Below are 15,216 nucleotides of genomic sequence, written 5' to 3' on the forward strand. Positions count from 1 at the left end.
CGGTCGTCGTACGGCCGCGCAATGACGGGCCCGTCGCGCATTCGCGCGGCGGGCCCGCCGCGTCAACGGACTGCCGCGTTCCGCCCACGCTCTGTAGGAAGTGACAGCACGCCGCCCCTTACGCACCGGGCGGACGGGCTTTACTCTGATCACCACTCGTTGGTTACTCGTGAGTTAAACAACGAGTGCACCGAGCCAGTAGCCAGTGAGTCACCAGCACCAATCTGCCCCTGAGCCAACTGTCAGAGCCAACCGCAATCAGCCAGCCACACGCACTGTCGCGGGCCCCGGAGGATGTCGTGAGCGACACACAGACCCTGATCGAGAACCGTCCGCCGTCCGTGGCGGCCCTCTTCCTGGAGCGCGTGGCGGCGACGCCGGACGCGGAGGCGTACCGCTACCCGGTGCCGTCGGCCTCGGGCGAGGGCCCGGACGACTGGAAGTCCCTGAGCTGGACGCAGGCGGCCGACCGGGTCTACGCGATCGCGGCCGGTCTGATCGAGCTGGGTGTGCAGCCGGAGCAGCGCGTCGCGCTCGCCTCCTCGACCCGCGTCGAGTGGATCCTCGCCGACCTCGGCATCATGTGCGCGGGCGCGGCGACGACCACCGTGTACCCGCAGACGAACGCCGAGGAGTCGGCCTTCATCCTGGCCGACTCCGAGAGCAGGGTGCTGATCGCGGAGGACGCGGCCCAGCTCGCCAAGGCCCGGGACAAGCGCGGTGACCTGCCCGAGCTTACCCATGTCGTCGTGATCGACCCGGCCGGCGTGGAGTCCGACGAGTGGGTCCTCACGCTCGCCGAGCTGGAGACCCGCGGCACCGCGTACCTGGAGAAGAACCCCGACCTGGTCAAGGAGAAGGTCGGGGCGATCACCAAGGACCAGCTGGCCACCCTCATCTACACCTCCGGCACCACGGGCCGCCCCAAGGGTGTCCGGCTGCCGCACGACAACTGGTCGTACATGGCGAAGGCCATCGCCGCGACCGGTCTGGTCGGCAAGGAGGACGTCCAGTACCTCTGGCTGCCGCTCGCGCACGTCTTCGGCAAGGTCCTCACCTCCGGCCAGATCGAGGTCGGGCACGTCACCGCCGTCGACGGCCGCGTCGACAAGATCATCGAGAACCTGCCGGTCGTGCAGCCGACGTACATGGCTGCCGTGCCCCGCATCTTCGAGAAGGTCTACAACGGGGTCGCGGCCAAGGCGCGGGCCGCCGGCGGCGCCAAGTACAAGATCTTCCAGTGGGCCGCCGGTGTCTCCCGCGAGTACGCGAAGGCCACGCAGGACAACTTCCGCCGTACCGGCACCGCCTCCGCGCCCTTCGGCCTCTCGGCCAAGCACAAGGTCGCCGACGCGCTCGTCTACGCCAAGATCCGCGAGGCCTTCGGCGGCAACCTGCGCGCCTGCGTCTCCGGGTCGGCGGCCCTCGCGCCCGAGATCGGCTTCTTCTTCGCGGGCGCAGGCATCCACATCCTGGAGGGGTACGGACTCACGGAGTCGTCCGCCGCCTCCTTCGTGAACCCCGGCGAGGCGTACCGCACCGGCACGGTCGGCAAGCCGCTGCCCGGCACCGAGGTGCGGATCGCGGACGACGGCGAGATCCTGCTGCGCGGCCCCGGCATCATGGAGGGCTACCACGGGCTGCCCGAGAAGACGGCCGAGGTGCTGGAGTCCGACGGCTGGTTCCACACCGGCGACATCGGCGAGCTGTCCCCCGACGGCTATCTGCGCATCACGGACCGCAAGAAGGACCTCATCAAGACCTCGGGCGGCAAGTACATCGCGCCCGCCGAGGTCGAGGGCCAGTTCAAGGCCGTCTGCCCGTACGTCTCCAACATCCTCGTGCACGGCGCCGACCGGAACTTCTGCACCGCGCTCATCGCCCTCGACGAGCCGTCGATCCTCGGCTGGGCCGCGGACAACGGCCTGTCGGGCAAGTCGTACGCCGATGTCGTCGCCGCCCCCGCGACGGTCGAGCTCATCGACGGCTACGTCAGGACGCTCAACGAGGGCCTCCAGCGCTGGCAGACCATCAAGAAGTTCAAGATCCTCCCGCGCGACCTCGACATCGAGCACGGCGAACTGACACCGAGCCTGAAGCTGAAGCGGCCGGTCGTCGAGCGGGAGTACAAGTACTTGATCGATGAGATGTACGCGGGATCGCGCGAGGCGTAGCCCCGCGCAGCGTCACTGGGGCGGGGTCACAGACCCCGTCCCTGTCGCATTTCGCGAAGCAGGTCCTCCATGTGGCGTATGTGGTGGCGCAGTTCGAGGACGTCCTTGAGGTCGCTGGTCGCCATGTGGGTCTCGATCGCGCGCAGACGGTCGGCGAGTTCGTCGAACTGCGCCTGCTCGCGGGCGAGCATCCGTTCCAACTGCCGGTTCTTGCGGTGCAGATCGAGGAAGACGGTCACCTTGGCACGTAGCACCCAGGGGTCGAACGGCTTGGTCAGATAGTCGGCTGCCCCGGTCGCGTACCCGCGGAACGCGTAGCCCGCGTCGGAGTCCGTGCCGGTCAGGAAGATGATCGGTACGTCCTTGGTCTGGTCGAGCCGCTTGATGTTCGCGGCCGTCTCGAAACCGTCCATGCCCGGCATCCGGATGTCGAGCAGAACGACGGCGAACCGTTGGCGCAGCAGCGCCTTCATCGCCTCCTCGCCCGAACGGGCGCGTACGAGCGGTTCGTTGAGGGACCCCAGGACGGCCTCCAGCGCGATCAGGTTGTCCTCCATGTCGTCCACGAGGAGGATGCTGGCGCGCTCGTCGGTCGAGCCTTCAGTGCTCATGGTGATTGACTGCCTGCCTCATTGGGTCGCCGGCGGGATGGTGGGCTCCTCCGATGCGACGGGTTCGGGCGCGCCGGAACCGAGGGGTTCCGCTGCGCCGGTCGCGACGGAGAGGCCCTGCTCCTCGGCATCCGTGCTCTCGGGGTCCAGGAGCGCACAGACGACGGTCAGCAGCTGATCGACGTTCACCGGCTTGGGTACGTAGTCGTTCGCACCGCGCGCGATGGACTTCTCGCGGTCGCCCGGCATCGCCTTGGCGGTGAGGGCGACGATGGGAAGTCCGGCCCATTGCGGGGTGCGGCGGATGGCGGAGATGGTCTCGTAGCCGTCCATCTCCGGCATCATGATGTCCATCAGTACGAGTTGGACGTCGGGGTTGCGCTCCAGTGTCTCGATGCCCTCGCGCCCGTTCTCCGCGTACAGGACGGGCATCCCGACCCGGCCCAGTACATGGGTGAGCGCGAAGACGTTGCGGATGTCGTCGTCCACGATCAACACCCGTCGTCCCGGCAGGACTTGACCCGCCCGTCCTGTCTTCCACGCCTCCAGTTTGGTGGGTGCCGGCCAGCTGTCGTCCTGGTCGTGAACGGTGTACGGCTCCGAGGACAGCTGCTCGGGCAGGGGCAGGGCCTGCTCCTCGGCGCCCGGCTCGGTCGCCGAGTGTCCGGGGCTGACGACCGGCACGTACAGCGTGAAGGTGGAACCCCTGCCGGGCATGCTCTCGGCGATGATGCGGCCGCCCAGCAGGCCCGCGATCTCCCGGCTGATGGACAGACCGAGGCCCGTGCCGCCGTACTTGCGGTTCGTCGTGCCGTCGGCCTGCTGGAACGCCTCGAAGATCACCGGGAGTTTCTCCGGGGCGATACCGATGCCGGTGTCGGAGACCGCGAAGGCGATCACGTTGTCGCTCTTCTCGCGGGTGTAGAGGTGCTCGGGGTCCTTGACGCGGTTGACGCGCAGCTCGACCCGGCCCGTCGCGGTGAACTTGATCGCGTTCGAGAGCAGATTGCGCAGGATCTGCTGGAGCCGCTGCTCGTCCGAGTACATCTCGCGCGGTACGTCCTCGCCGACCGACACCTCGAAGGCGAGCCCGCGGTCCAGCGTGAGCGGCCGGAACGTGGCGTGGACGTAGTCGAGCAGCTTGATCAGCGGCAGCTTCTTCGGGCGTACGTCCATCCGGCCGGCCTCGATCTTCGACAGGTCGAGGATGTCGTTGATCAGCTGGAGGAGGTCGGAGCCCGAGCGGTGGATCGTCGTCGCGAACTGCACCTCCTGGTCGGAGAGATGACCGTCAGGGTTGTCGGAGAGCAGCCGGGCGAGGATCAGTAACGAGTTGAGCGGGGTGCGCAGCTCGTGCGACATGTTCGCCAGGAACTCCGACTTGTACTGGGAACTGGTCGCCAACAGCGCCGCCTTCTCCTCCAGTTCGGCGTTGGAGCGCTGCAACTCGGCCTGCTGCATCTGGAGTTCGTCGGAGCGTTCCTGGAGCTGCATGGCGAGGCGCTGCGACTCGCCGAGCAGGGACTCCGTACGGGAGTTGGCGATGATGGTGTTGATCGCGACGGCGATGGTGTTCACGAACTGGTCGAAGAACGCCAGGTGCACATCGGAGAAGCGGGAGAAGGAGGCCAGCTCGATCACACCGAGGAGCTTGTCCTCGAAGAGGATCGGGATGATGACCACGCTGGCCGGGGCCGCCTCCCCGAGCCCACTGTTGATCTTGATGTAGTCCGGCGGAGCCTCCTCGACGAGGATCCGCTTCTTCTCGCGGGCCGCCTGCTGGACCAGGCCGTGCACCGGGAGGCCGCCCGTCTCGACCGTGGCACCCTGTGCCGAGCCGTACCCGGCGATGAACGCCAGTCCCTTCGTGGGAACGGTTGTACGCAGAGAGGCGCTCTCCTCGTCCGGGTCGGCCAGGAAGAACGCGCCGTACTGGGCGTTCACCAGCGGGGTCAGCTCGCGCAGGAGCAGGTCGGCGACCTCCATCAGGTCGCGGTGGCCCTGCATCAGCGCGGCCAGACGGGCCAGATTGGACTCCAGCCAGTCCTTCGCGCGGGTCGTCTCGCGGAGGTTGGACACCATCAGGTTGATGTTGTCCTTCAGCTCCGCGACCTCGCCCTGTGTCTCCACGGTGATCGAGCGGGACATGTCGCCCTGGGCCACCGCGGACGCCACCTCGGCGATCGCGCGGACCTGGGTGGTGAGGTTGGACGCCAGCTCGTTCACGTTCGTCGTCAGGCGCTTCCAGGTGCCGTACACACCCTCGACCCTTGCCTGGCCGCCGAGTTGGCCCTCGGATCCGACCTCGCGGGCCACGCGGGTGACCTCGGAGGAGAAGGAGGAGAGCGTGTCGACCATCGTGTTGATGGCCGTCTTCAGCTCCAGGATCTCGCCGCGCGCGTCGACGTCGATCTTCTTGGAGAGGTCTCCGTTGGCCACGGCCGTGGTGACCTGGGCGATGTTGCGGACCTGCGAAGTCAGGTTGTCCGCCATGTAGTTGACGTTGTCGGTCAGGTCCCGCCAGACGCCGGACACACCGAGGACCTGGGCGCGGCCGCCGAGCCGTCCGTCGGTGCCGACCTCGCGGGCCACGCGGGTCACCTCGTCGGCGAAGGCGCGCAGCTGCTCCACCATCGTGTTGACGGTGTCCTTCAGCTCCAGGATCTCGCCGCGCGCGTCGACCGTGATCTTCTTGCCGAGGTTGCCGTTGGCCACGGCCGTGGTGACCTGGGCGATGTTCCGCACCTGTGAAGTCAGGTTCAGGGCCATGAAGTTGACGTTGTCGGTGAGGTCCTTCCAGACCCCGGAGACACCGCGCACTTGAGCCTGGCCGCCGAGGTTTCCCTCGGTGCCGACCTCGCGGGCGACGCGGGTGACCTCGTCGGCGAAGGCGGAGAGCTGGTCGACCATCGTGTTGATGGTGGACTTGAGCTCCAGGATCTCGCCCTTGGCCTCCACCGTGATCTTCTTGCCGAGGTCGCCCTGGGCCACGGCGGTGGAGACGAGCGCGATGTTGCGGACCTGTGAAGTCAGGTTGTCCGCCATGAAGTTGACGTTGTCGGTGAGGTCCTTCCAGACCCCGGACACGCCCCGGACCTGCGCGCGCCCGCCGAGGTTTCCCTCGGTGCCGACCTCGCGGGCGACGCGGGTGACCTCGTCGGCGAAGGCGGAGAGCTGGTCGACCATCGTGTTGATCGTCGACTTCAGCTCCAGGATCTCGCCCTGCGCGTCGACCGTGATCTTCTGGCTCAGGTCGCCGTTGGCCACGGCCGTGGTGACCTGGGCGATGTTGCGGACCTGAGAGGTCAGGTTCGAGGCCATGAAGTTGACGTTGTCGGTGAGGTCCTTCCAGACCCCGGACACACCGCGCACCTGGGCCCGGCCGCCCAACTGGCCCTCCGTGCCCACCTCGCGGGCCACCCGAGTGACCTCGTCGGCGAAGGCGGAGAGCTGGTCGACCATCGTGTTCACGGTCAGCTTCAGTTCGAGCAGCTCACCGGTCGCCTCGACCGTCACCGTGCGGGTCAGGTCGCCGCGCGCCACCGCCGTGGTGACCAGGGCGATGTCACGGACCTGGGCGGTCAGCCGGGACGCCATCGTGTTGACGGCCTCGGTCACGTCCCGCCAGCTGCCCGACAGGCCCGTCACCTTGGCGCGACCGCCCAGCCGTCCCTCCGTGCCCACCTCGCGGGCCACCCGGGTCACCTCACCGGTGAAGAGGGACAGCTGGTCGACCATCCGGTTGACCGTCCGGCCCAACCGGCGCAGGTCGCCCCGCAGTTGACGGTTGCCGTCGTGCAGGTCGACGCGCTGGGTCAGGTCGCCGCCCGCCACCGCGTCGAGCACACGAGTCGCGTTGGCGGCCGGTGCCACCAGTGCGTCCAGCAGTTGGTTCACGTCGTTGACCCGGGTCGTCCAGTGGCCCTGCCCCGGGCTCGCGGAGAGCCGCTCGTCCAGCCGGCCGTGGCGTACGAGCTCCCGGCGGACGCGCTGCACCTCGGAGTTGAAGTGCAGGCTGCGGTCCAGGATCTGGTTGAACACGGTGACCAGCTCGGCCACCAGCCCGTGGCCGGATTCAGGCACTTTGCTGAAGTCGCCGTCCCGGGCGGAGGTCATGGCGGCGAGCAGGGGACGCAGGTCTGATGCCCGAATCTGTCCTTCTTCGAGCACATGCGTAGCACTGTTCTCACTCATGGTGGCCCAACTTCGGTAACTCGGCGCTTATGGGCGTGGCCAGTCTGTCACTCTGTCCGCATCGCCTGAGGCGTATTCGTCCGAACTGCTCCGGGAGCCGCACAGTGGGGCCCATACCGACGCAACGGGAGTCCGTGTCCCGTGCTCCTGAGGCGCCAGAGCGCCCGCGGGCGGTGGCGCGTACGTCTTTGCCGGGCAACCCTCTCGCGCCGGGCGCCGCCCGCCGGTTCGTCCGTACAGCGCTCGCCGAATGGACCGAACTCGCCCTGCCGGGCGCCGAGTTCATCACCGACCTGCTCGTCGCCGATGCCATGGTCGTGGTCAGCGAACTCGTCACGAACGCGGTGGTGCACGCCGGCACGGACGTGGAGCTGCTGTGCCGGCTCGGCCGTTGCTCGGAGGACTGCCCGGCGGCCGCTGCGGCGGACTCCGGGGCGGTACGGGTGGCCGCTTCGAGCGACGGATCGCACGAGAGTTCGAACGGCGGTGGGTGTGACGGTTCGCGCAGCGACAAGCGTGACGGTTCGGGCGACGGTTCGGGTGTCCGCTCGGGCGGTGGCTCCAAGGCAGGACAGCCCGGTCCGGATTCCGGCGTCCTCGTCATAGAGGTGTCCGACCACCACCCCGCGCGGGCGGTGCACGACGACGGGGCCGAGCGGCCGTACGACACCGTCGAGTACGGCCGGGGCCTGCGTCTCGTCTCCGCGCTCTCCGAAGCCTGGGGCATCACCTACCGCACCGGCGTCAAGACCGTGTGGGCACGCCTGCCCGTCGACGGGATCGCGGCCGTCGAGGAGGAGGCGGAGGCGTACGACGGCGAACACGCGCTGCGGCGCGGGCAGCGGGCCGCCGAGATCCTCGCCCCCGCACCGCGGCGCGGAACGCAGGACCAGGACTGGCGCAGCCGGGGCGTCCTCTCCTTCCTCGCCGAGGCCTCCGACCTGCTCGCCGGGCAGCTCGACGAGGACCTGGTCGCCGCGCTCACCGGGCAGCTGCTCGTCCCGCGGCTCGCCGACTGGTGCGCGGTGTGGCTGGAGGACGAGGCCCCGGGCCGCTCCGACGGGGGTGTCGTCGGCGGGCCACGGCTCGCCCGGGTCTGGCACGGCAGCGAGAACCGCATCGAGGAACTGCGCCGGCTCCTGGAGAAGGACCCGCCCGAGCTCCCCGAATCGGACCGCGCGGGCCCGGTGCCCGTGCCGTGGCCCGCCGAGGCGCTGGGAGCGCGGGCGACCGGCGGATCGGCACTCGCGTTCCGGCTGATCGCGGGCGGCAGACCGCTCGGCACACTGGTCATCGGCCGGGCCGGGCAGACCCGCTTCCCCGACGAGATCACGGGGCTCGTCGAGGACCTCAGCCGCCGTGTCGCGCTCGCCATCGGCGCGGCCCGGCAGTACGCACGCCAGGCCACCATCAGCCGCGTACTGCAGCGGGGACTGCTGCCCGGGGCGGTCGCCGAGATCCCGGGCGTACGCAGCGCGCTCGTCTACGAGCCGTGCGACAAGGGCGGACCCAGCGGGGACTTCTACGATCTCTTCCCCGCCGGGGACGGCCGCTGGTGCTTCGCCCTCGGCGACGTACAGGGCAAAGGGCCCGAAGCGGCCGTGGTGATCGGTCTCGCCCGGCCGTGGCTGCGGCTCCTCGCCCGGGAGGGGTACGCGGTGCCCGACGTCCTCGACCGACTCAACCAGCTGCTCCTCGACGACGCGACCGAGGCGTCCGACGCGGCCGCCCGGGCCCTGGTCTCCGCGGGCGGCACCGGGCTCGCGGACGAGGGACCGCAGACCCGCTTCCTCTCCCTCCTCTACGGCGAGCTGGTGCCCTTCGACGGCGGAGTGCACTGCACGGTCGCCTCCGCCGGACACCCGCTGCCGTTGCTTCTGCAACCGTCGGGGGAGGTCGGCGAGGTGGCCCAGCCGCAGACCCTCCTCGGCGTCTTCGAGGACGCCAGCTACCTCTGCGGGACCTTCGAGCTGCGCCCCGGCGACAGCCTCCTGTGCGTCACGGACGGCGTGACCGAGCGCCGCAGCGGGCACCGGCAGTTCGACGACGACGACGGCCTCGCCGCCGCGCTCGCCGGGTGCGCGGGCCTGAGCGCCGAGCTGATCGCCGAGCGGATCCGCCGGCTGGTGCACGAGTTCGGCGGCAAGCCACCGGAGGACGACCTGGCGCTGCTGGTGCTGCAGGCGGAGTAGGGAGGGAGTGGGCGGAGTGGGTGGAGCAGGCGGTCCACGGGCTCCGGGCAGTGCGGCGGCGGGTGGTCCGGGGGTGCGGGAGCAACCGCTGAGGGAGCGAGTGGCCGGGGCGCGGGGCGGCGGGGCCGGCAGTGTCGAAGGTGCTGGACAATGGAGTACATGCCTTCCGCACTTCCCGACGGCGAGCCCGTCCCCGACGACGGGGTGCTGCCCGCGCACGCCCTGGCCGGCGCGGCCGACCGTCCGCTCGGGTTCTATCTCCACGTCCCGTACTGCGCGACGCGCTGCGGCTACTGCGACTTCAACACGTACACGGCGACGGAGCTGCGCGGCTCGGGAGGCGTGCTCGCCTCCCGCGACAACTACGCCTCGACCCTGATCGACGAGATCCGCCTGGCCCGCAAGGTCCTCGGCGACGACCCGCGGCCCGTCCGCACGGTCTTCGTCGGCGGCGGTACGCCCACACTGCTGGCCGCCGACGATCTCGTACGGATGCTGGGGGCGATCCGGGACGAGTTCGGGCTCGCGGCGGACGCGGAGATCACGACGGAGGCGAACCCGGAGTCGGTGGACCCGGCGTATCTGGCCGCGCTCCGGGAGGGCGGGTTCAACCGCGTCTCGTTCGGCATGCAGAGCGCACGGCAGCACGTGCTCAAGGTCCTGGACCGCACCCACACCCCCGGCCGGCCCGAGGCCTGTGTCGCCGAGGCGCGCGCGGCCGGGTTCGACCACGTCAACCTCGACCTCATCTACGGCACGCCCGGCGAGAGCGACGACGACTGGCGGGCCTCGCTCGACGCGGCGATCGGTGCCGGGCCCGACCACGTGTCGGCGTACGCCCTGATCGTCGAGGAGGGGACGCAGCTCGCGCGGCGCATCCGGCGCGGGGAGGTACCCATGACCGACGACGACGTGCACGCGGACCGGTACCTCATCGCGGAGGACCGGCTCTCCGCGGCCGGCTTCTCCTGGTACGAGGTCTCCAACTGGGCCACGTCCGACGCCGGGCGTTGCCTTCACAACGAGTTGTACTGGCGGGGGGCCGACTGGTGGGGGGCGGGGCCCGGGGCGCACTCCCATGTGGGGGGTGTTCGCTGGTGGAACGTAAAACATCCCGGGGCGTATGCGGGGGCCCTTGCGGCGGGGCGGTCGCCCGGGGCGGGGCGGGAGCTCCTGTCCGAGGAGGATCGGCGGGTGGAGCGGATTCTGTTGGAGCTGCGGCTCCTTGAGGGGGTTCCGCTGACGTTGCTCCACGCGGAGGGGCTTGCGGCGTCGCGTCGTGCCCTCGCGGACGGTCTCCTCCAGGCCGGGCCGTACGAGTCCGGGAGCGCGGTGCTCACCCTGCGGGGGCGGCTGCTCGCTGACGCGGTGGTCCGCGACCTGGTGGACTGACGACCTGTTTCTCGCCCCCGCCGCCCCTACCCATTCCCGTCCCCTGGGGCTCCGCCCCAGACCCCGTCCGTAGCGATTTCGGGTGCGGGTGCGGTGGGGGCTTGTCGCGCAGTTCCCCGCGCCCCTTTTAGGGGCGCGGGGAACTGCGCAGTCTTTTGGGGGTTCGGGGGCGGAGCCCCAGGGGACGGGAATGGGTAGGGGCGGCGGGGGCGAAAAAATGCCCTATGGCCGCCGCGCGCTCACTCCGGGGCCGTGACGAAGTCGATCAGTTCTTCCACGCGGCCCAGCAGTTCCGGCTCCAGGTCTCGGTAGGAGTGGACCGAGCCGAGGATGCGCTGCCACGCGGCACCCGTGTTGTCGGGCCAGCCCAGCGCGCGGCACACCCCCGTCTTCCAGTCCTGCCCCCGCGGCACACGCGGCCACCCCGGGATACCGACGGCCGCCGGTTTCACGGCCTCCCAGACGTCGATGTACGGATGCCCCACGACAAGCGCGTACTCACTCGTCACGGCCTCCGCGATCCGCGACTCCTTCGTGCCGGGAACGAGATGGTCGACCAGCACCCCCAGCCGCGCATCCGCCCCGGGACCGAACTCGTCCACGATGGCGGGCAGATCGTCGATGCCCTCCAGGTACTCGACGACGACACCCTCGATCCGGAGGTCGTCGCCCCAGACCCGTTCGACCAGTTCCGCGTCGTGCCGCCCCTCGACGTAGATGCGCCCCGCCCGGGCGACCCGTGCCCGGGCCCCGGGCACGGCAACCGAACCGGACGCCGTACGAGTGGGGCGTACGGGTGCGGACGACGGGCGCACCAGCGTCACCACGCGCCCCTCCAGCAGGAACCCCCGGGGCTCCAGCGGAAACACCCTGTGCTTGCCGAAGCGGTCCTCCAGAGTGACCGTCCCCGCCTCGCAGCGGATCACGGCACCGCAGAACCCGGTCCCGGGCTCCTCGACCACGAGTCCCGGCTCCGCCGCCACCTCGGGCACGGGTTTGGGCTTCTTCCACGGAGGGGTCAGGTCCGCTGAGTACTGGCGCATTCGGACGACGATAGGAGAAGGTCCCCGCCCGGCGCACCGAGCCCCCCTACGACACGCCGAAACGCCGTGCCAGCGCGTCCCGTTGGGCCCGTACGAACGTGGCGTCGACCGCCGCCCCGTGGCCGGGCACGTACACCGCGTCCTCGCCCCCGAGGCCCAGCAGCTGGTCCAGGGCCGCGGGCCAGCGGGAGGGGACGGCGTCGGGGCCCGCCTGGGGTTCACCGGACTCCTCGACGAGGTCCCCACAAAAGACAACCTCCGGCGAGCCGGTCCAAGAGCGTCCGGGGCGGCCGGGACCGCCCGAGCCGCCGAAGCCGTCGGAGTTGCCGAGATTGCCGGGGCCGACGGGACTGCCAAGGCCACCGGAGCTACCGGGACCGCCCGAGCCGCCGAAGCCGTCTAGGCTGCCAGGGCCGCCCGGACCGCCCGGACCGCCGGGACCGCCCGAGCCGCTGGGGCCGACGGGACTGCCAAGGCCGTCGGAGCTACCGGGACCGTCCGAGCCGCCGAAGCCGTTGAGGCTGTCGGAGTCGCCGAGACTGCCAGGGCCGCCGGGGCCGCCGGAGCTACCGGGACCGACCAAGCCGCCGAGGGCTCCTGTGCTTCCCGGGACGAAGATCGCCAGGTCGTGGCCCGTGTGGCCGGGGCCCACGTTTGCCAGCAGGACCTGTACGCCGCCGCCCAGGTCGAGGGTCCACTCGCCGGAGACGAGGTGCCGGGGGCGGACGAGGAGGTCCGCCGCCTCGGCGGCCTCGTCCGGATCGGCGCCGTTGCGCACGGCGTCGGCCCGCAACTCGTCCCGGCCGTCGACGAGCACCCGCTCAAGGCCCACCGCCCCGAAGACCTCGACCCCCGCGAACGCCGCCGCGCCGAAGACATGGTCGAAATGCGGGTGGGTGAGCGCGAGATGGGTGACCCGCCCGCCCCCGAGCAACCGCCGCGCCTCCGTACGCAGCCGCGCGCCCTCCCGCAGCCCCGACCCCGCGTCGATCATGAGCGCCGCGCCCTCGCCCACCACGAGCCCGACCGTGCAGTCCCACCCCGGAAGCCGGCAGCGCCCCACACGCGGCCCCAGTTCCTCCCACCCGGCCTCTTCCCAAGTCACCCTCATACGCCGACGCTAGGCCCTGTCGTCACATCCCCGCCTGTCGGCCCTTCCGGCGGGCGACGGGGATTTGACGACAGGACCTGGCCCTACGCCCCATGAAGTGCGCAGACAGTAGTCGGGACAGAGCAGGACAGCCCCGTACACGTCGTCGTGACATCGCGGAGCCGCCCTTGCCCGGGGCGCACCTACCGGCCGTACACTTGGCGCGGGGATGCTGGCACTCGCGCGGGCTGAGTGCCAGGCAAGACGATCGAGGATGATCGAGGACCGCATCGAAGACCGCGGGGAAGACCAGCTGGAGGTGTGCGCGATGCTCAGTGAACGCAGGCTCGAAGTGCTGCGCGCCATCGTCCAGGACTACGTGGGCACCGAGGAGCCGGTCGGTTCCAAGGCGCTCACGGAGCGCCACCGGCTGGGCGTCTCCCCGGCGACCGTCCGTAACGACATGGCCGTCCTCGAGGACGAGGGCTACATCGCCCAGCCGCACACCAGCGCCGGCCGTATCCCCACGGACAAGGGCTACCGCCTCTTCGTCGACAGACTCGCGGGCGTCAAGCCGATGACCGCGCCGGAGCGGCGGGCGATCCACAGCTTCCTCGACAACGCCGTCGACCTCGACGACGTCGTGGGGCGGACCGTCCGGCTCCTCGCGCAGCTCACCCGGCAGGTCGCCGTCGTGCAGTACCCCTCGCTCACCCGCTCGACCGTGCGTCATGTGGAGCTGCTGTCGCTGGCCCCGGCCCGCGTCATGCTCGTACTGATCACGGACACCGGCCGGGTCGAGCAGCGCATGGTGGACTGCCCGGCGCCCTTCGGGGAGGCCTCCGTGGCGGATCTACGCGCGCGGCTCAACAGCCGGATCGCGGGCCGCCGTTTCGCGGACGTCCCGCAGCTGGTGCAGGATCTCCCCGATGCTTTCGAGTCGGACGACAGGGGTACGGTCGCGACGGTGCTCTCCACCCTCATGGAGACCCTCGTCGAGGAGACCGAGGAGCGGCTGATGATCGGCGGCACCGCCAATCTGACCCGCTTCGGACATGACTTTCCCCTCACCATCCGTCCGGTCCTGGAGGCCCTTGAGGAGCAGGTCGTTCTCCTCAAACTCCTTGGTGAGGTCAATGATTCGGGCATGGCCGTACGGATCGGTCACGAGAACGCCCATGAGGGACTCAACTCCACGTCCGTCGTCTCGGTCGGCTACGGTTCGGGCGTCGAGGCAGTAGCAAAACTTGGCGTCGTCGGACCGACGCGCATGGATTACCCCGGAACGATGGGAGCGGTACGAGCGGTGGCACGGTACGTAGGACAGATCCTGGCGGAGTCGTAAGTGGCCACGGACTACTACGCCGTACTCGGCGTGCGCCGCGACGCGTCCCAGGACGAGATCAAGAAGGCATTCCGGCGGCTCGCACGCGAGCTGCATCCGGACGTCAATCCCGATCCGAAGACGCAAGAGCGCTTCAAGGAGATCAACGCCGCGTACGAGGTGTTGTCGGACCCGCAGAAGAAGCAGGTCTACGACCTCGGCGGTGACCCGCTGTCCCAGGCGGGCGGCCAGGGCGCGGGCGGCTTCGGCGCCGGCGGGTTCGGGAACTTCTCGGACATCATGGACGCCTTCTTCGGCACGGCGTCGCAGCGGGGCCCGCGGTCGCGCACGCGGCGCGGCCAGGACGCGATGATCCGGCTGGAGATCGACCTCGACGAGGCGGCCTTCGGCACGACGAAGGACATCCAGGTCGACACGGCCGTCGTGTGTACGACGTGCAGTGGCGAGGGCGCCGCACCCGGCACCTCCGCGCAGACCTGTGACATGTGCCGCGGGCGCGGTGAGGTGTCCCAGGTCACGCGGTCCTTCCTGGGCCAGGTCATGACGTCCCGGCCGTGTCCGCAGTGCCAGGGGTTCGGCACGGTCGTTCCGACGCCGTGCCCCGAGTGCGCCGGTGACGGGCGGGTCCGCTCGCGGCGGACCCTGACCGTGAAGATTCCCGCCGGTGTCGACAACGGCACGCGGATCCAGCTCGCGGGCGAGGGCGAGGTCGGACCCGGTGGTGGTCCCGCCGGTGACCTGTACGTCGAGATCCACGAGGTCGCGCACTCCACCTTCCAGCGGCGCGGCGACGACCTGCACTGCACGGTCACCATCCCGATGACCGCGGCCTCTCTCGGCACCAAGGTGCCGCTGGAGACGCTCGACGGGATGGAGGAGGTCGACATCCGTCCGGGCACGCAGTCGGGGCAGTCGATTCCGTTGCACGGGCGGGGAATCACCCACCTTCGCGGTGGCGGGCGTGGTGATCTCATCGTGCATGTCGAGGTCATGACGCCGACCAAGCTTGATCCCGAGCAGGAACGGCTGCTGCGCGAGCTCGCGCAGCTTCGGGGGGAGGAGCGGCCCACGGGTCAGTTTCAACCCGGGCAGCAGGGGCTGTTCTCCAGGCTGAAGGACGCGTTCAACGGGCGCTGAGGGTTTTCCTCCTCGGCCCCCGCCGGGTGATTCCCGTG

8 protein-coding genes and 2 pseudogenes are annotated in these 15,216 nt (G+C 70.2%); 5 read left to right on the forward strand and 5 right to left on the reverse strand.

The annotated features are described in order from the left end of the window. Positions 1-299: 299 nt before the first annotated feature. Positions 300-2,174, forward strand: coding sequence for an AMP-dependent synthetase/ligase (locus JEQ17_RS31040; RefSeq protein WP_200398219.1), 1,875 nt, complete (start codon positions 300-302; stop codon positions 2,172-2,174). A 26-nt stretch (positions 2,175-2,200) separates the two neighbouring features. Here JEQ17_RS31040 and JEQ17_RS31045 read toward each other — a convergent pair whose 3' ends face one another. Together JEQ17_RS31045 and JEQ17_RS31050 are read right to left on the reverse strand one after the other, a co-directional pair. Next, complete coding sequence (locus JEQ17_RS31045) at positions 2,201-2,785, reverse strand: response regulator (protein WP_200398220.1); 585 nt, start codon at positions 2,783-2,785, stop codon at positions 2,201-2,203. An 18-nt stretch (positions 2,786-2,803) separates the two neighbouring features. Beyond that, positions 2,804-6,979: a HAMP domain-containing protein gene (locus tag JEQ17_RS31050; RefSeq protein WP_200398221.1), complete on the reverse strand. Its 4,176-nt coding sequence runs from the start codon at positions 6,977-6,979 to the stop codon at positions 2,804-2,806. 104 nt (positions 6,980-7,083) lie between these two features. On the opposite strand from JEQ17_RS31050, the gene JEQ17_RS31055 reads away from it, so the two are divergent. Continuing rightward, a complete protein-coding gene (locus JEQ17_RS31055) occupies positions 7,084-9,171 on the forward strand; it encodes a SpoIIE family protein phosphatase (protein WP_234048442.1) in 2,088 nt (695 codons plus the stop codon). Between the two features lie 159 nt (positions 9,172-9,330). Beyond that, positions 9,331-10,563 (forward strand): radical SAM family heme chaperone HemW, encoded by a 1,233-nt coding sequence (hemW, locus tag JEQ17_RS31060; protein ID WP_200398222.1) that lies wholly within the window; start codon positions 9,331-9,333, stop codon positions 10,561-10,563. A gap of 239 nt (positions 10,564-10,802) precedes the next feature. Here hemW and JEQ17_RS31065 read toward each other — a convergent pair whose 3' ends face one another. The 3 genes and pseudogenes from JEQ17_RS31065 to JEQ17_RS31075 all read right to left on the reverse strand — a co-directional run. After that, the gene (locus JEQ17_RS31065; protein WP_200398223.1) at positions 10,803-11,606 is read right to left on the reverse strand and encodes a DUF3097 domain-containing protein; all 804 of its coding nucleotides are present in this window, start codon (positions 11,604-11,606) and stop codon (positions 10,803-10,805) included. A gap of 46 nt (positions 11,607-11,652) precedes the next feature. Continuing rightward, a pseudogene (locus JEQ17_RS31070) lies at positions 11,653-11,874 on the reverse strand (MBL fold metallo-hydrolase); the annotation flags it as partial. A 339-nt stretch (positions 11,875-12,213) separates the two neighbouring features. Next, a pseudogene (locus JEQ17_RS31075) lies at positions 12,214-12,717 on the reverse strand (MBL fold metallo-hydrolase); the annotation flags it as partial. 307 nt (positions 12,718-13,024) lie between these two features. Between JEQ17_RS31075 and hrcA the strand changes: the two are divergent. Further along, positions 13,025-14,041 carry a heat-inducible transcriptional repressor HrcA gene (hrcA, locus tag JEQ17_RS31080; RefSeq protein ID WP_055615606.1) on the forward strand — a complete coding sequence of 339 codons (1,017 nt, stop codon included), beginning with the start codon at positions 13,025-13,027 and terminating at the stop codon, positions 14,039-14,041. Next, positions 14,042-15,178, forward strand: coding sequence for a molecular chaperone DnaJ (dnaJ, locus tag JEQ17_RS31085; RefSeq protein WP_189837901.1), 1,137 nt, complete (start codon positions 14,042-14,044; stop codon positions 15,176-15,178). It abuts the gene before it with no gap. Positions 15,179-15,216: the final 38 nt, after the last annotated feature.

Source organism: Streptomyces liliifuscus, from assembly GCF_016598615.1.
GTDB lineage: Bacteria > Actinomycetota > Actinomycetes > Streptomycetales > Streptomycetaceae > Streptomyces > Streptomyces liliifuscus.